General features: G+C 56.6%; 13 protein-coding genes and 5 pseudogenes. 4 read left to right on the top strand and 14 right to left on the bottom strand.

Annotation, left to right across the window (positions count from 1 at the left end):
* Window positions 1–351: 351 nt before the first annotated feature.
* Window positions 352–652 (bottom strand): annotated as a pseudogene (locus LDB05_RS22390) (hypothetical protein); the annotation flags it as partial.
* Window positions 653–749: 97 nt separating this feature from the next.
* Between LDB05_RS22390 and LDB05_RS22385 the strand changes: the two are divergent.
* Entirely contained in the window at window positions 750–944 is a 195-nt protein-coding gene (locus tag LDB05_RS22385; RefSeq protein WP_226008064.1) for a hypothetical protein, read from the top strand.
* Window positions 945–1,232: 288 nt separating this feature from the next.
* Here the strand turns inward: LDB05_RS22385 and LDB05_RS22380 are convergent.
* From LDB05_RS22380 to LDB05_RS22365, 3 genes and pseudogenes are all read right to left on the bottom strand, one after another.
* Window positions 1,233–1,421, bottom strand: a pseudogene (locus tag LDB05_RS22380) (DUF6735 family protein); the annotation flags it as partial.
* A 243-nt stretch (window positions 1,422–1,664) separates the two neighbouring features.
* Window positions 1,665–3,920, bottom strand: a complete 2,256-nt coding sequence (locus tag LDB05_RS22375) for an NADP-dependent malic enzyme (RefSeq protein ID WP_226008063.1) — start codon at window positions 3,918–3,920, stop codon at window positions 1,665–1,667.
* Between the two features lie 588 nt (window positions 3,921–4,508).
* Window positions 4,509–4,592: pseudogene (locus LDB05_RS22365) on the bottom strand (PadR family transcriptional regulator); the annotation flags it as partial.
* A gap of 127 nt (window positions 4,593–4,719) precedes the next feature.
* On the opposite strand from LDB05_RS22365, the gene ddfA reads away from it, so the two are divergent.
* Window positions 4,720–5,034, top strand: coding sequence for a DdfA family disk-determining factor (gene ddfA, locus LDB05_RS22360; RefSeq protein WP_226008062.1), 315 nt, complete (start codon window positions 4,720–4,722; stop codon window positions 5,032–5,034).
* Between the two features lie 90 nt (window positions 5,035–5,124).
* Here ddfA and LDB05_RS23465 read toward each other — a convergent pair.
* The 3 genes and pseudogenes from LDB05_RS23465 to LDB05_RS23460 form a co-directional block, all read right to left on the bottom strand.
* Window positions 5,125–5,208, bottom strand: a pseudogene (locus LDB05_RS23465) (DUF7558 family protein); the annotation flags it as partial.
* Window positions 5,208–5,321: pseudogene (locus LDB05_RS23740) on the bottom strand (DUF8069 family protein); the annotation flags it as partial. The pseudogenes LDB05_RS23465 and LDB05_RS23740, both read right to left, overlap by 1 nt.
* A 354-nt stretch (window positions 5,322–5,675) precedes the next feature.
* Complete coding sequence (locus LDB05_RS23460; RefSeq protein ID WP_284145797.1) at window positions 5,676–5,810, bottom strand: hypothetical protein; 135 nt, start codon at window positions 5,808–5,810, stop codon at window positions 5,676–5,678.
* A 447-nt stretch (window positions 5,811–6,257) separates the two neighbouring features.
* Between LDB05_RS23460 and LDB05_RS22355 the strand changes: the two genes are divergently transcribed.
* Complete coding sequence (locus tag LDB05_RS22355) at window positions 6,258–7,787, top strand: sensor histidine kinase (RefSeq protein ID WP_226008061.1); 1,530 nt, start codon at window positions 6,258–6,260, stop codon at window positions 7,785–7,787.
* A gap of 68 nt (window positions 7,788–7,855) precedes the next feature.
* Here the strand turns inward: LDB05_RS22355 and LDB05_RS22350 are convergent, their stop codons facing one another.
* Window positions 7,856–8,209 (bottom strand): DUF7344 domain-containing protein, encoded by a 354-nt coding sequence (locus tag LDB05_RS22350; protein WP_425498613.1) that lies wholly within the window; start codon window positions 8,207–8,209, stop codon window positions 7,856–7,858.
* Window positions 8,210–8,402: 193 nt separating this feature from the next.
* Entirely contained in the window at window positions 8,403–8,657 is a 255-nt protein-coding gene (locus LDB05_RS22345) for a hypothetical protein (RefSeq protein WP_226008059.1), read from the bottom strand.
* A 405-nt stretch (window positions 8,658–9,062) separates the two neighbouring features.
* On the opposite strand from LDB05_RS22345, the gene LDB05_RS22340 reads away from it, so the two are divergent.
* Window positions 9,063–10,247, top strand: a complete 1,185-nt coding sequence (locus tag LDB05_RS22340; protein ID WP_226008058.1) for a trans-sulfuration enzyme family protein — start codon at window positions 9,063–9,065, stop codon at window positions 10,245–10,247.
* A gap of 113 nt (window positions 10,248–10,360) precedes the next feature.
* Here LDB05_RS22340 and LDB05_RS22335 read toward each other — a convergent pair whose 3' ends face one another.
* From LDB05_RS22335 to LDB05_RS22315, 5 genes are all read right to left on the bottom strand, one after another.
* A complete protein-coding gene (locus LDB05_RS22335) occupies window positions 10,361–10,852 on the bottom strand; it encodes an MOSC domain-containing protein (protein ID WP_226008057.1) in 492 nt (163 codons plus the stop codon).
* A 509-nt stretch (window positions 10,853–11,361) separates the two neighbouring features.
* Window positions 11,362–12,054 carry a recombinase family protein gene (locus LDB05_RS22330; RefSeq protein ID WP_226008056.1) on the bottom strand — a complete coding sequence of 231 codons (693 nt, stop codon included), beginning with the start codon at window positions 12,052–12,054 and terminating at the stop codon, window positions 11,362–11,364.
* Window positions 12,047–12,208, bottom strand: a complete 162-nt coding sequence (locus LDB05_RS22325) for a hypothetical protein (protein WP_222914010.1) — start codon at window positions 12,206–12,208, stop codon at window positions 12,047–12,049. The genes LDB05_RS22330 and LDB05_RS22325 overlap by 8 nt, the downstream gene beginning before the upstream one ends.
* A gap of 377 nt (window positions 12,209–12,585) precedes the next feature.
* Complete coding sequence (locus tag LDB05_RS22320) at window positions 12,586–12,915, bottom strand: hypothetical protein (RefSeq protein ID WP_226008055.1); 330 nt, start codon at window positions 12,913–12,915, stop codon at window positions 12,586–12,588.
* A gap of 488 nt (window positions 12,916–13,403) precedes the next feature.
* Window positions 13,404–15,212, bottom strand: coding sequence for a flavin-containing monooxygenase (locus tag LDB05_RS22315; RefSeq protein ID WP_425498621.1), 1,809 nt, complete (start codon window positions 15,210–15,212; stop codon window positions 13,404–13,406).
* Between the last annotated feature and the right edge of the window lie 865 nt (window positions 15,213–16,077).

The following is a 16,077-nucleotide window of genomic DNA, read 5'->3' as shown; positions in this document are numbered from 1 at the left end:
GGTGAGATTGGGGTGACTCTGTCCGACTCGACCGGATTCGCGGACAGGGTTCACTCTTCCCGAAGATTCGTCACCTGCATTTTGGACTCGAAGTCGTCCTATGGTTGTGGGTCATCGACGACTAGCCTGTCACGGACATCGTCGGTTCGGCCACCATTCGGGGCGACGGCTTCCTCAGGCTCAGCGAACTGCTCGTGGAGAAGCTCCTTGACCAGATGGCTTCGGCAAGAGGTAGTGGACTTCGCGACGCTCGCGATGATGCAAATTCAGTCGGGTTGGGGAGTTGTCTTGGCGATCAGAGATTATTCCCAGACGTTCTCGTACTCACAGACTGCCTGGAAGTAACTCTGATCATCGATGACGGTACGGGGAATGGTCCCGCCATCGAAATTGCGGAGATGACCGAGGTGAATTGGAAAATGACCAGTCGAGGAAGTATCGCAGCTGGGCAACATAGGGGCTGTTCCCCAGTTCCGGTGTGGACTAATTGTTGCTAACAGCGTTTGGCTTCATCGTTCGTCATATGGCTGTTCCGGGCATAGTCACAGATGAGCCGTGGCGTTGGGACGATCCGCGGCTCCTGCAACACCGCGTGAATGAGTGGGAAATTCGTCCCGCCGAACTCGTCGGTGAGGAAGCCGTCGACGGCGAGCACGACGTCGGGCCGCGCGAGGCCGTCGACGCGCTCGAGATTACGAAGCGAACATGTAATTCGATTGTTTTATATTGTTAGTCGTTAGTCGGAGTGTATGCCGACGCCGTCGCCCGATGAGGTACTCATCATAAAAGCTCTCGTGGCCTATCACGAGTTCCTCCGAGAGCGTGATCCCGATCAGGCGCGACAGGCGTGGATAGTAGCCCGCGATCGAGCAAGCGAGTATGGGGTCACGATCGACGATGTTGTCGATAGCGATCTACAGACGTGGCTGGAGGACGTCCACTAACGAGCGCGAGGAGCGCCGTACTAGCGTGTTCGAAGAATACCTCAAACCCGCCCGGATGGGCACAAAGGGGATGGCCGCCGGGCGTGGTAGGTGGATGTCACGGGTGGATGCTGATCGGATCTGTGTCGCGCAGGGGGAGCGCGACAGTGAATATGTTCGTCTCGGGGGTTATCAATGCGCCTCCGATTACCAATCAGCCAGAATCGTCCCTTTGGCCTTTTGTATCACACCCGCTCGGCGTTCCTCGAGGTTCGGTCGCGGATCTCTTGGACTGCCTCACCGACCGACTGCCTCGAGGCCATCCGCCAGTTCTGCCAGTAGCAGTTTCGTCCACTTGGAATCGGTGCCCTCGCCACCAAACGGGGTTTCGGCCGTGATGCGGTACTTCAGTTTCAGGTCTGCAGCACCCCAGTGAGAGTAATAGAGTGGGTACTGGTCATCGGTACGTTCGTACGCAACAAGTGCGCGGTATCCCATGATTCAATCACCTCACGAGGCGATGCTTGTGCTGTGTCGCCCCGCACCCCCTGCTGGGGGAGAACAACGCTACACGTCGATCGACTCGAGGGAACTGAGATCCGCGTGGAGGACTTCGCCGTCGTGGATGACGTACCGCTTTGTGAGGACCTATTGCCGGACACTCACCCGCTGATCGAGGATGTGCTCACTTACCGGGAGGACAATTCCAGTAGGATCGTACCGAGGAATCGATTTAACCGCTCACGAATGGCTATCTTGGGCGTCGACCGTTGCAACGGCCGCGAGGTTGACAATATCCTTGACCTCGTCACCGCGCTGGAGCACGTGGACCGGCTTATCCATCCCGACTAGCATCGGGCCGATGGCGTCGGCCCCACCGAGGCGCTGGAGTAGCTTGTAGCCGATGTTGCCCGCCTCGAGATTCGGGAAGATCAGCACGTTCGCGGGCCGTTCTAACTCGGTGAACTCGTAGGTGTCGGTCAGCATCTCCTCAAGGACGGCGGTGTCGGCTTGCATCTCACCGTCGACGGGGAAGTCGATGTCGGAGTCCTCACGTAGGCGGCGGGCCGCTTCGCTAGGTTTGCGGGTACCTTCATTGTCGACGCTACCGAAATCGGAGTACGAGAGTAAGGCGGCGCGCGGTTCAACGTCAAATCGACGGGCCAATTCGGCGGTGTGGCGGGTAACCTCCTCGAGGACGTCTTCGTCGGGAGCCTGGTTGACCGTGGCGTCAGCGACGAAGATCACGCGATTCTTGAACGTGAGCATGTAGACGCCGGCGGCGTACTCGGCGTCGTCGGCCGTTCCGACGACTTGTAGCGGCGGGCGGAGCGCCGACGGATAGTGGTTCGTCAATCCGGTGAGCATCGCGTCGACGTCGCCGCGATCAACCATGACGCTGCCGAAATAGTTGGTGTCGTCGCGGATCAGTGATTCGGCCTCACGTTGGGTGATACCGTCGCGCTGTCGTCGCTCGTAGAGGTGGTCGGCGTACGCCTCACACTCCCCGCCAGCGGGGTCGACGATGTCCGGGTCGAACTCCAGGCCGAGGTTCACGACCGTACTATGAATCTCGTTTTCGTCGCCGATCAGGACCGGCTTCGCGATTCCGCGCTCTTCGATTTGGGCTGCCGCACGGACGATCGTCTCGTCGGTCCCCTCGGCTAGCGCAATCCGTTTGGGATCGGACTTGGCCTTGTTGAGCACGACGCGCATCATCTCACGAGATTTACCGAGGCGGGCCTCGAGGCGTTCGACGTACTCGTCAACGTCGAGTTCGATGCGAGCCGCGCCTGACTCGATCGCCGCCTGTGCGACCGCGGGTGCGACCTCGAAGAGGACGCGAGTGTCGAGAGGTTTGGGTATGATATAGTCCGGGCCGAACTGTAGCGGCTGATCGCCGTAGGCTTTGACTACCGAATCGGGGACATCCTGCTTGGCCAGATCTGCCAGCGCATGGGCCGCCGCGATCTTCATCTCCTCGTTGATCTCAGTGGTACGGACATCGAGCGCACCGCGGAATATGAAGGGGAATCCGAGGACGTTGTTGACCTGGTTGGGGTAGTCCGACCGACCGGTCGCCATGATGACGGTATCGTCGCGGGCCGCCTTGGCTTCCTCGTAGCCGATCTCCGGCTCGGGATTTGCCATCGCGAAGACGATTGGATCGTCGGCCATTGATCGGACCATCTCTTGGCTGACGATACCGCCGGCAGAGAGTCCGACGAACGCGTCTGCATCCTCCATCGCGTCCGCGACATCGCCATCGGGTCCGTTCCGAGCGAACTGCCGGTTGTACTCGTTCAGCTCGCCGGATTCCGCCCGTTCCGTCGTCAAAATACCGTCGATATCACACATAGTGATATTTTCTCGGGGGACGCCCAGCGAGACGTAGAACTTCGCGGTTGCGACCGCGGCGGCACCTGCACCGGCGAACGCAACCTCGAGGTCTGCGAGATCCTTGCCGACAATCTCCGCGGCGTTGAGGAGAGCAGCGCCGGAGATGATGGCGGTGCCGTGCTGATCGTCGTGAAACACGGGAACCGATAGTCGGTCGCGGAGGCGCTCCTCGATTTCGAAACAGTCCGGTGCCGCGATGTCCTCGAGGTTGATTCCGCCGAAGGTCGACTCCATCGCCGCGACCGACTCGACGAACGCGTCCGGATCGTCGAGATCGAGTTCGATGTCGAAGACGTCGATGTCGGCGAATCGTTTAAACAGGACGCCCTTCCCCTCCATGACTGGTTTCGAGGCCTGAGCGCCGATATCACCCAGTCCGAGGACGGCCGACCCGTTCGAGATCACGCCCACGAGGTTTCCCTTTGTCGTGTACTGGTAGGCGTCATCCGGTTCCGCGGCAATCTCGCGACACGGGGCGGCAACGCCCGGAGAGTACGCCAGCGAGAGGTCCCGTTGCGTGTTCGTCGATTTCGTCGTCGATATTTCGATCTTCCCTGGTGGATCTGTCTTATGATACTCGAGCGCGTCCTCGTCCATTTGTGGTCGCTCGTCTCCTGCCCACCAACAAAAGTGTATGTTTGTACCCTTATTTCTGCGTGGCCTGAATTATAATGATTATTTCTTGGTGAAGAGCTAACCTCTCAATTTCGAACGCCTTCGTTCTTCAACTGGTTCTAATTGAATAGGTGCTGCCGGTTCAAATTCGGTCCTAGTGTGGTGTCATCAGATTCATGGGCGGGAGCGGCAACGGTCCGAGTGATGAGAGATCGGGTAGGAAAGCAGTCGGTGCTGGAGTCATCGATAGCGTCATGGTAAACGGCCGGACTGCTAATGGCCGCCGGTATCCTTGTCGTCGGAACGACACTCGACCCACTGCCATCGTTGTCCGTCGAAGGGCAACGGACGCTGGCGGTGTTCCTCTCGGCGCTCGTCCTGTGGCTGACCCGGTCGATGCCGTACGTCGTCTTGAGTCTCCTCAGCGTTACACTACTATTCGTGCTGGGAGCCGTCGACTCGTTCGATGCGGCGACGACCGGTTTCACCTCACGCTGGTTTTCTTCCTCCTGGCGCTGCTATTGCTGGGTGATGCCACGACGAGCGTCGTTCTCGATCGGCACGGTCGGCTTCTTTGATAGCCAGGCCGTGCGGCTCCTCCAGTTCCGCAACCACGTACAACAGATCACGCTGGAAACCGGTCAGATCGTACATATAATTCCTCCTGATAGTCAGCGACATAAGAATGGGGATGACAGCGTCCCGTCAAACATGAAAGACCGTGACTCCTTCAACAGAGTTTGGAAATCCTTTTATATCGGAGTATTGGAGTTCAGGATCCATGGGAAAGATGGGCACACAGGTTAATACGGATGACTCTTCAGCTAAACTGACTCTATCTGCTACCGCTGAATGGGTGCAGGACACCGAGAATACACCTGTCTATGCGGTTGTTTCGGCGGTGTCAGAAGCGTCTGGTCTGGATATGGTTGAACTGCCCCCACTCTATGACGCAATCAATCCAGACGCGCTGAACGCGTTGTTCACTTCTCGAGCTGAGCCTGCTGTCAACAAAATCTCCTTCGAGTACGCAGGATACGACGTCGTGGTACGCGGAACCGGTGCGGTTGAGGTACGGACCACGGTCAACGCCTGAAATACGGTCTTCTCACTCTTCGCTCAGACCATCGGTAGCAGACTTCTTGAGTCACGGCTGTCGCCAAGAACGGATATCCCTCTCAATGACGTCCTGCCCCCAGGTATGGGCCTCACCAGTCTCGGTGCCGGGCAGAGCGTCGTAGAACGCACAGCCGATGAGTGTCTGCTGCATCACTCGTCCTCCTCGTCGGCGTCGTGGCCGGCCGTCCAGCCCCGATGGAAGACGGCCAGCTGCGTCGTCGAGTCGAACGCGGTGTCGCTCGGCTTGTGAACCAAAATTTGGTCAAGAAGCAGGCGTTATCCTGACTGCTATTGCGGGTGTTGCCACTCTCGGTGCCGTGAGTCTCCATGAGAAGATTCCCGCAATTACAGCCGGAGTGACGACCCTTGGATTTGGCCTCGGTGTCACCATGAATGGTTTTGTTGTTACTATTGCAGCGGCACTTGTGATTCTGGGCGGCGTTGGCTTTCTCGTCAGTACCGTCTACTCTATCGGAGCGCGTACCGCCGGCACATCTCCCGCTTGACTGACCGCCCCACGAATACTGATGTATACGCCGGGGCTTGATCGATACGGATGCCTGCCGAGGCTATGGTAGAACGCACACTGTTTCTACGTGGAGTGGAGTCCATCATTGGTTACACCCCCTCCAGGAACTCGCGACGAATTTCCATCTTCTCGCGATCGGTCCGTTCGTCGTAGTGCTGGTCGAGGATGTCGCCGGAGACGTTTGCTCGTTCGGAGACGACCTCCTGTGGAGATCCAGTCCGCAAGTGGTGAGTGATCGATCCACGTCGAATCCCATGCGAGGACCGCGACGATGGACAGCCAGACCGTTGGCTGTGGTCGCGGTATTCGCATGTCTTTGGATCCTTATCGTGTGGGCATTCACCGATCTCACACGGTTTCGTGAGTCGATAGATCCCCTCGCGGATCGAGCCCTCACTGAGCCGACCTCGTGAGCTGGTGATTAACATTCGCGCTGTGTATCTAGCACAACTCAGCTAACCCAACCGGTATCTGACATAACTTTCTGTGTTCGGTTCGTACGTATAGTGAGCAGTAGTTTTCCCACATAAGGTATCTAAAGAAGAGGATTTCAACAGAGCCGAACTCTACATTGAATGCTGAAAAGGAATCACCACAGTAAACAGGGCTGCCTCATACCCGATTCAGAACCACTAATTGATTGGCGGTATTCTTAGGAGGGGATGGAGCCTGTGACTCAAATTTTCTCTGACGTTGATGGACGACATGCTATTTTAGCTCTGGGGGGAGCGTACACTTCAATTGGTGTTATTTGGCCGTTCATCCAAGTCGCTGGAGACACGGCATTCACAGAAAGCTTGACCATTTCCATCTTGGTCGGTGGGGCTGGCATTGTCCTCCTCTATGGTGGCCATCGCCTGCCGCAGACTGAGATTCATCCTGAGTTTTTTCGCAGCATTGCCATCTGGTGCTTCCGTGGTATTGGGGTAATGATTGGCATCCTCATTTTCATAGAACTTATTGACTCCCTCAATGATCCAGCGGCTAACTTCCTTATCCTCCCAGCACTTGCTGCACTTGCTGGCTTCGGTGCAGGTATCCACGATGCACGGGCCAAAACACGGGAATATACTCTCGAACAGCGCAATCAGGAACTCCAGCAAACTCAAACAGAACTCGAAGAAACAGTAGACCGCCTTGAAGAATCCGAACAGCGATACCGCACCGTGACGGAGAACTTCCCGAACGGGGCAGTTGCACTACTGGACGATGAGTTGCGACACATTCTCATTGCAGGTAAAGGATTTGAGAAGATCGGTATCAGCGCCAGTAATTTTCGAGGTGAACGGGTACAGGATATCTATTCAGATGAAGTTTTAGAGGTTATTGAATCGAACTATCGTGCAACACTCAATGGTGAGCCAACCACGTTTGAACTGGAATTCCAAGGGCGGATATTTGAATTTCGAACACATCCGTTGTCTGATGACGATGGAGAGGTAGACTCGATTATCGCAATATCCCAAGACATCACTGAGCGCAAGCAGTATCAAGAGGACCTCGAACAATTAGTCGCCGATCTCGAGGAATCGAACGAGCGCTTGGAGCAATTCGCATACGCAGCCTCGCACGACCTGCAGGAACCCTTGCGAATGGTCTCAAGTTACCTGCAACTGATAGAGAGCCGATACGGTGACGAACTGAACGAGGAAGCTGAAGAATTCCTTGAGTTCGCCGTTGACGGGTCTGAGCGGATGCGGAGGATGATCGATGGGCTGCTCCAGTATTCCCGAATTGAGACACGGGGAGATGAGTTTGAGCCGGTCGATCTCGACACTGTTCTGGACGACGTTCGTAAAAACCTTCAGATGAAAATCGAAGAGACCGATACCGAAATCACCGCTGAATCCCTTCCCCGTGTCAAGGGTGACGAGGGACAGTTACAACAGGTGTTTCAGAATCTGTTATCGAATGCGATTCAATTCAGTGGTGAGGAGCAACCACAGGTGCATGTCTCTGCCGAGCAGAACGGAGCGGACTGGATCGTGTCTGTCACCGACAACGGGATCGGCATCGATCCAGAGGACCACGACCGCATCTTCAAAGTCTTTGAGGGGTTACATGGGGGTGAGGACTACGTTGGCACGGGAATTGGTCTCGCAGTCTGCGAACGGATTATTGAACGTCACGACGGGGAGATTTGGGTCGATTCTGAACCCGGTGAGGGAGCAACATTCTCGTTCACACTACCAGCAGTATAAACTACGTTCTGACAAGTTACTATCGTCACCACACAGGAACGTCTCGCGAAAAACTGTAGGGTAGTCGTCTATGCGTCAGCGTGACCGGCAAGTTCCAGATACGGCGCAACCATATTTCGCTTGACGACTAATTCCACCTGTTCCTCGTCCGTGTTGTATCGAACGAGTCCCGCATCATGGAGATGCGGCAGGTGACAGTGCGCCAAGTCGGTGAGAACGCGCTCGTACCGTTCGTACGTCGGTTCGCCTTCTTTGATCGCGATGTACTCGGCCAGATCGCCGAGCCGGACGGCTGCCGGTTTTTGCGCCAGATATGCCACTGCGTGCTGCCGACGTTCGTTCGAAAAGGCCGTAAAAAACTGCGTCGGAGTAATATCGCGGCGCTCATCGTCGGGCTGGTTCGGGTTTCCGGTTTTTGGCATCATGGTTATCTGCTGGTACTGTACCTACACGGCGTTTTCTCCAACACTTCCTCGCGCACCAACTTCAGCAGAGTACGTATGGCACCACGTGTGTGAACGATCACTATAAATCTTATTGTCCACTTATAGTACTAGAAAACTAACACTCCATGTATGCTGTCGATCGGTTCGGGTTATCCGTCCGGCTTCCTGATTACTCTTCGAGCAGCGATGGATCGTATGTCCGCTCAGCAGGCGGCACTTTTTCGATCGTGACTCGCCAATTCGGGGCATCGGAAACAGGTCCGGGAAACTCCCACATATCTTCGATGGTGACTCCACGGCCATACGCCGAGATGATTAGTTCCTTGAGTTCGTGTTCGAATGTGGCCGATGCATCAGTGGAGGGGTGATTGGCTTCCATGATGGATAGAGGGATCAGGGCGGTGAGCACGCCCCGAACGCTCACAGGATCCAAGCATGGGACACAGATAACGATGTCGTCCAGCGATTATGTTCACAAGACTCTGGTGAAATATTATTCATTATACACTTGTTATAGTGAAACTACTGCTCACTACGCATCTGTAAGTACCAAAAGTGCTGTGTCCGAGAATCAGAACAGACTCGTAGAATCGAACTCGAGTCAGCGGTAAGTACAGAGTAAGGACTGTTCACTAGTCCACGCAAACGAGACGCTTTCCCTGAGAGCAGACAACGGTTAGCAACCGACAACTCGCTGACCCGCGCCCGAGTTGGGTTCGGGTTTCTGGCCACCATCGCCGGGAACTTCACACCTATCCTTCGAAATTGGGAACATTCCTATGAACACCCCTCTAAATCGGGTCCAAGTGGGTCCCGTGGTGAGTATCTGATGACACGACACAATAGCCAGTCCGACAGAAATCGATTCGCAACCATTGCAGTCGGTGCAGCTGAAACCGAAACGCAACCTCACAGAGATGGAACGAACGACGTCGTCCCGCCGATCCACCTTTCGACTACGTTCGAGTGGGCCAGCGGGGAGGACGCTAATGAACACGACTATTCGCGCGAGAGCAATCCGACGCGGGCAGCCCTTGAAGAGCAGTTAGCCCGCCTCGAAGGCGGTGAACATGGGTTGGTGTTCGCCTCCGGAATGGCCGCCACATCGACGACGATGCTGTCAGTGGTCCCTCCGGGAGGTCACGTTGTCTCCTCCGACACCATCTATAGCGGAACCGAAAAACTGCTCACAGAACACATGGCTGGACATCTCGGCGTTGACATCGACTTTGTTGACGTCCGTGACCCCAACAACGTCGCCGGTGCAGTCAACGCGGACACTGACTTGATCTGGGCAGAAACACCGTCGAACCCCTTGATGAGGTTGTGCGATATCCAAACGATAGCCGCCATCGCCGATGACCATGATGCTCTATTCGGCGTGGACAGTACCTTTGCGAGTCCGTACTACCAAGCCCCACTCGAACTGGGTGCTGACATCGCCGTTCACAGCACCACCAAGTATCTCAATGGACACTCCGACTCGATCGGCGGTGCCGTTATCACCGACGACAGTGGGGTTTTCGAGGAATTAGCGTTCGCGCAGCGGGTTGGGTTTGGGAATATACTTTCGCCGTTCGACTGCTACCTCGTTGCGCGAGGCATCAAGACGCTGCCCGCTCGGATGGAACATCACGAAAAGAACGCAATGGCAGTTGCCCGATTCCTCGAAAGCCACGATCGGGTCGCTCGTGTCTACTATCCGGGTCTTGAGAGCCACCCGCAACACGATCTTGCGAGTGAGCAGATGTCGGGGTACAGCGGGATGCTGTCCTTCGAGTTTGATGGCACACTCATCGAACTTGAGGCATTCATCGAGGGACTCGAGGTATTCACGCCGGGAGCAAGTCTCGGTGGGGCCGAGAGCCTTATTGAGGTCCCCTCACTAATGATCCCCGACGAATTCAGTCGAAGTGAGGGTTCAGCGAAGATTTCCGAGACGTTGGTCCGGGTATCCGTTGGCCTCGAAGACGCCGATGACCTCTGCGAGGACCTCCAGAAGGCGCTACCATAGACGCACGTTTCCCTTTCCTCCCAACCATTCCGATCCGCAAGCGGGTCGATTGTCCACCAGATGTGACAGCCGCAAGCGGGAATGCGAACTGTTTCTAAACGAGAGAACGCAGATTATTCGAGCGGTTCGATAACGTCTCCGGGGCGAATAATTCCATCTTCGAGAATGTTCGCTCGGAGTCCACCGCGGTGAGTGAGTGCCTGCAATACGCCGTCCTGAGTGATGCGCTGCAGATGATTACACGGTTCACACAGTCGATCCCCTCGACAGATGGCGTCACCGACTCGGAATCGTTGCCCAACGAGATGATTGAGTGCGACATCGCGGGTTTCGATGTTTCGTCGGTGTTCTCCTGGTGCGAGTTCGATTCCCGCTTCACGTTCGATTGCTGTGACAGCCTCCTGCTCGATCAACGTGAGGTCATACCCATCGTGGCGTTCTTCATCTGGCTCCCACTCGACGAAGGTTCCCGTCTCAATCTCGCTAAAGTAGCGATCACCTCGAAGACCTCTTCCGGCAACTGCTTCAACGTCGGTCTGTTCTTCCATCTCCGCTTCGGCTTCAGGTGCGATAAAAATTCGTTCGACAGTGCCACTCCCGGTCATGTGTCCTATGCGCGTTTAGCTCAGTATAAATACACGGGTGTAGGTATTGTTGACAAGGTAACTCAGCGGTATGTCCGCATGTGTACTTACTGGCCTAATTAGCTCAACGGCACGCGGAATTTATTAGTAACTGTTGTCTCCTACGGGACTGTCTGGGAAACCCCGTTTACAGACACCCTGGGCATAAACGACCGACCTCGAAATAGGCCAAACCGTAATAGTACACGGTTTTTCATAGTATCGTGCTGAGTGTCATAGTCTCATGCAAGTAGCAGTCCTATTTGCTCTCGGATTAGACCATGTTGTGCTGGTCGATGGCCAGAGGCACCCACCAACATCTACCCGCGTTCATGGTAAGGGCGCGACCGGCGACAAGACGCAGCGAACGACAGTCCCGCACGACACCGCTCGCTTCGATCGGCCACCGGGAGGAGTATTCCCTTCCGGTGTCGTTTTTGGTTGCCTAGGGGTTGACCTTGACTCGAGAGGCCACTTGAGCAAATCGCTGATCATGCTACCATTCCGGTTTCGGCTTCTTCGAGATAGCGGTCTCGCCGATTGTAGATTCCACGGGCGGTTGATCGGTTCACACCCGTTTCGTCACCAATGTCTCTCCAGGAACGGCCAGTTTCTCGAAGTCGGATCACTTCGAGGGCAGTCGCGAACTCCCCACTCTCGCGATCGGGGATCCACCGTCTGCCGTCCTCGTCGTAGCAGAGGCCGAAGGGCGGACGTCCGTGGTCGTCCCCACGCTGTTCACGGGCATCCATCGCGGCCTGCGATTTCTTTATCTCCCGGCGTTTGACATCGCTCTCGACGGCTCTTTGGACTCGGAAGGTGAGTTCGTCCTCCGGTGGGTCCTCGACAAACTCGAACAGACAGTCGCCGAGGACAGCCGCCCGTTTTAGTTCCCAGTAGAATTGGTCACGAGCCAAGCGAGTATCATCCCACGCGACGAGGTAGTCGTATTCACCGCCGTGGAGTGTCTCGAGTAATGTCTCTACCTCCGGGTTCGCGTCGATCCGTTCCTCGGTGGCGCCCTTCATGTGCACGCTGAATCCGGTGTGAACACCGAGGTCGATCACGTCGACCTCATCGGCCAGTCTCTCCGCGAGCTCCGGGACACGTTTGCGCTGCAACTCGAGGGAGACGTCGTCGTCGCTCCCTTGTGACTTGCGGATGAACGCAGCAGCCCTACTCATCAGCTTTCTCGAGGGCGAGTTTCGTTGACGAGACGATATCCCACTCGACGTCCTCGCCAGCAAGGTCGAGAGCGTCGCCCATCGCCTTCGGGATCGTCACTTGGTACTGGCCGTTACTGTTCTGGGAGACCCTCGTCGTGGTTCGCTTCGGCATTGCTCCCACCAACGTTAGCTTGCTTGTTAGTTCTAACGTTAATTGAGGATATGTCTGAAAGGGGGGTTTCCAAGACGGCACGTGTGAGTAGTAGAGACAGATGTGGTAAATTACGTATCATTCGGCCCTGATATGGTTGTAAGTAGATCTGCGGAGATACCGTTGAGGATCGTGCCAGTTTCAGATGATGTTCAGCGAGTCGTGCTGAATACAAAGCGCGTATCTCCCACAGAATTCTCTCCCAATTCGATCAGATTGGATCGGTCAGTACAGAGGGTACATCCAACAAATTACGGGTAAAATCGTTGCTGTAACGAGTCATAACGTGTTTGAGACACAATCGGAGCAACTCAATCATATAAAATATTGTTACTTGTTTAGTTTCCGTTGCCCTTGCCCTGCCTCTCCTTACCTGGAGGATTGCGGAGGAACGGCTTGACCGTGGCATTCCCGATAACATCACTGCGACCGTCCTCATCAGCGTCCTGATTGAACGTTGCTTCCTCAGGACCGTCCACACTTCCCCACCAGTTGTTTTTGCGTCGATCACTGGATAGTTCTCGACTCCCGTCATCAGTACCGTTTTTATTATTGAGACCGATCGCGACGAGGAACTTGTTCGCCCGGAACGTCAGGCCACTCCCGTCTCCGTCGATCTTAACGGCTTCCGACAGGATCGTCTCGGCGCTGGAGATCTCCTCGATCACGTTGTGGTTGATCACGGTATTCGCCGTGGCCGGCTCGGTGAGATGGAACCGCTCGTCGAGGCCCTTGGGGTGATCCCAAAGTAATCGACACGGCGCGACGGTTCGTCGATGAGACCGCCGACGGTGATTGAGGCGGTCATTCCGACGCCTCCAGTTTCTCGGCGCGGTCGAGTTCGCGACGAACACGTTCGAGTTCGGGGTCGCTGCCGAACTCGACGAGCGGGGCTAAGGCGAGCGCTCGAACGAACGGATCGGTGCCGATGCGTGTGTGAGCTGGGCCGCCCGTGAGGAGCTGATCTCACTGGCGGCCCACCTCGAGGTGGAGATGGATCTGGTCGGGGCGCACGTGCTTGCGATGGACACACCACCTGCGGCGCAGTTCGGCCGGTGAGTGCGGACGGCGAGCACCACTTGAGGTGATGCCGACCAGCCATCCGATCTCCGAAGGGGTATCGCCTGTCAGGCGACCGTCCTTGGGAGAGCGGCCGCTAGATCCCCTCGTGGTGGACTTCCTGCCTGCCGTACACCGGCGTGGGGATCTCCTCATAGCGTGCCTTCAGCTGCAGCGCCAGATACAGCGAGTAGTGGCGTGACTGGTGCAGGTTGCCACCGTGGAACCACAGTTGTTCCACCTGCGTCGGCTTCCACATGTTGCGCTGCTCGCCCTCCCACGGTCCGGGGTCTTTGGGCGTGTCTGAGCCGAGCCCCCAGACCTTCCCCGCCTGCCGCGCCGTCTCCTCATCCATCAGGCCGGCCACCCAGCCGTTCATCGAGCCGTACCCCGTGGCGTACACGACAAGGTCGGCGGGGAGTTCGGTGCCATCCTCCAGCAGGATCGCATCCTCGGTGAACTCGGTCACCTGCCCACGGGCCACCTCGACCTCACCGTCGATAATGAGCTGACTGGCGCCGGTGTCGATGTAGTAGCCCGAGCCACGGCGGAGGTACTTCATGAACAGCCCCGAGTCGTCGGGACCAAAGTCGATCATGAATCCGGTGTCCTCGAGCGCCTCGTAAAAGTCGGCGTCGATCTCTCTGATCGTGTCATACTTGGGTTTTTCGAACTCATGCATGATGCGGTACGGGACGGATGCGAAGATCATGTCCGCCCGGTGGGTGTTGATGCCGTTCTCGACGGCCTGCTCGGAGTACAGATCACCGAGTGCGTGCTCCAGCATTGAGTCCCTCTTGACGACGCACGTCGATGACCGCTGCACCATCGTCACGTCCGCGCCGACCTCCCAGAGCCCCTCACAGATGTCGTGGGCTGAGTTGTTCGAGCCCACCACTACCACGGACTTGCCCTCATACTCCTCGTCGGGGCCGGGGTGCTCGGATGAGTGGTGTACCTCGCCGCTGAAGCGCTCCTCGCCGGAGAGGTCGGGTACGTTGGGCTTGCCGCTCATGCCCGTCGCCATCACGAGCTCTTGTGGGCGCAGCACGAGCTCCTCACCGTCGCGGTTGACCTCGACCTCCCAAGTGCCCGTCTCCTCGTCGTACTGTGCACTGGTGGCCTCGGTCTTCGACCAGTAGTTCAGCTCCATCACCTGCGTGTACATTTCCAGCCAATCGCCGAGCTTGTCCTTCGGTGAGAACACCGGCCAGTTGTCGGGGAACTTGATATACGGGAGGTGGTCGTACCAGACGGGGTCGTGCAGCGCGAGCCCCTTGTACCGGTTGCGCCAGGAGTCGCCCGGCCGGTCGTTCTTCTCGACGATGATCGTGGGCACGCCGAGCTGGCGGAGCCGTGCACCGAGTGCGATGCCGCCCTGTCCCCCACCGACGATCACGGTGTGCGGCTGTTCGGTGTACCCCAGGTTCTCCAGCTCCTCCTCACGGCGCTCTGTCCACGTTTTGCGGTCTGGGTCCGCAACTGCCTCTGCGCCTATCGGTCGGTCTCTGCCCTTGGGCTCCTCATGCCCCTTCAGCTCCGTCAGTGCGGTCAGGAAGGTCCACGCACCGCCATCTTTCAGCCGGACGACACCCTCACCACGACCCACCTCGGTCTCGAAGGTGAACCAGGCGGTGATGATCCCATCCTCCTCCTCCGCCGGCTCGCTAAGCTCGAAGTCCGACGGACCGATGTGCGCGAGTGTCTCCTCGAGCATGTCCTCGACGCCACTGGGATTCTCCACCGTCTTGATGTTCCAGGTAAACGCGACCAGGTCGCGCCAGTAGCTCGACTCACAGAACATCTCCGCCGCAGCGGCGGCATCCTCCCGGCGCATCGCATCCTCGAGCTCCGCCAGGTACGCCTGTGCCGTCTCGGTCGCATGGTCGATGTCGCCATCGGACATCTGCTCTGGCGAGCTCATCGGCCCACCTCCTCCGCTGCGGTGGTCGCCACAGCGGGTGTCGGTACCGATTGCAGTTCAGGTTGGTCGGTTTGGTTATTAGAGAACATCATCTTTCTGAAGTGTAGCCTCTTACTTAATTATTATTGACAAAGATGTGTCATACATACCGGCTCAGTTGCAAGGTTTGGATTGTAACGGTGGAGATCGTTACGCAATTCAAAGCCATCATATCTTCCCGCGAGCCCAGTTAGAACGGACAGGATACGATTCGGGGAACAACCACCACGACAGGAAGCGTGTGAATGAAGTCGCGAACCGTGTCCCACTCACCTAATCGGGATACCTTGACATATTCGATTCACGACCGACTGAGTATCTCCCAACCGTCCGCGAGAATCATCTAGGTGCGCTGGAACCCGCGTTTATTCCGCTAGATGAACAGCTCTGGAAAATTGAGAACTACGAGGAGTTCCTCGCCAAGCGACGGCAACTCATCGCGGAGGGCATCAACGACTATCTGGACGGACTCGTGGAGGACTCATTTCTTCGTCCTACCACGGACCAGTCCATGATTTAGTGGGTACTCGTGGTTACAACCCTTATTGATTGATCGCTCTTGGCTCAGCCCCGTTCGGCATCCGGAAAGTAGCGTCCACGCTCATCTGTCAATTCGTCAGTCTTAGGGACTTCAACTCGCTGTTGTCGGTGTACACGGCTAGAATATTCGATGTGACCGAATGCCCCGATGGTAGTGCACTAGTCCAGATTACCGGTGTCGTATTCGATACTGTATAGACCCTCTTTATCGGGCACATCGCTACTGACAGCCGCCGGGTATGTGGTTCACCTCCTGCATAGAGAGCGT

Source organism: Natrinema salinisoli (genome assembly GCF_020405205.1).
GTDB lineage: Archaea > Halobacteriota > Halobacteria > Halobacteriales > Natrialbaceae > Natrinema > Natrinema salinisoli.
This window is presented reverse-complemented; position numbering and strand designations above follow the sequence as displayed.

Excerpts from the sequence above, each read along its gene's own strand:
- LDB05_RS22385 (WP_226008064.1), top strand. The coding sequence starts at position 750 with ATGCCGACGCCGTCGCCCGATGAGGTACTCATCATAAAAGCTCTCGTG.
- LDB05_RS22375 (WP_226008063.1), bottom strand. The coding sequence starts at position 3,920 with ATGGACGAGGACGCGCTCGAGTATCATAAGACAGATCCACCAGGGAAG.
- ddfA (WP_226008062.1), top strand. The coding sequence starts at position 4,720 with ATGGGAAAGATGGGCACACAGGTTAATACGGATGACTCTTCAGCTAAA.
- LDB05_RS22350 (WP_425498613.1), bottom strand. The coding sequence starts at position 8,209 with ATGCCAAAAACCGGAAACCCGAACCAGCCCGACGATGAGCGCCGCGAT.
- LDB05_RS22340 (WP_226008058.1), top strand. The coding sequence starts at position 9,063 with ATGACACGACACAATAGCCAGTCCGACAGAAATCGATTCGCAACCATT.
- LDB05_RS22335 (WP_226008057.1), bottom strand. The coding sequence starts at position 10,852 with ATGACCGGGAGTGGCACTGTCGAACGAATTTTTATCGCACCTGAAGCC.
- LDB05_RS22330 (WP_226008056.1), bottom strand. The coding sequence starts at position 12,054 with ATGAGTAGGGCTGCTGCGTTCATCCGCAAGTCACAAGGGAGCGACGAC.
- LDB05_RS22325 (WP_222914010.1), bottom strand. The coding sequence starts at position 12,208 with ATGCCGAAGCGAACCACGACGAGGGTCTCCCAGAACAGTAACGGCCAG.
- LDB05_RS22315 (WP_425498621.1), bottom strand. The coding sequence starts at position 15,212 with ATGTCCGATGGCGACATCGACCATGCGACCGAGACGGCACAGGCGTAC.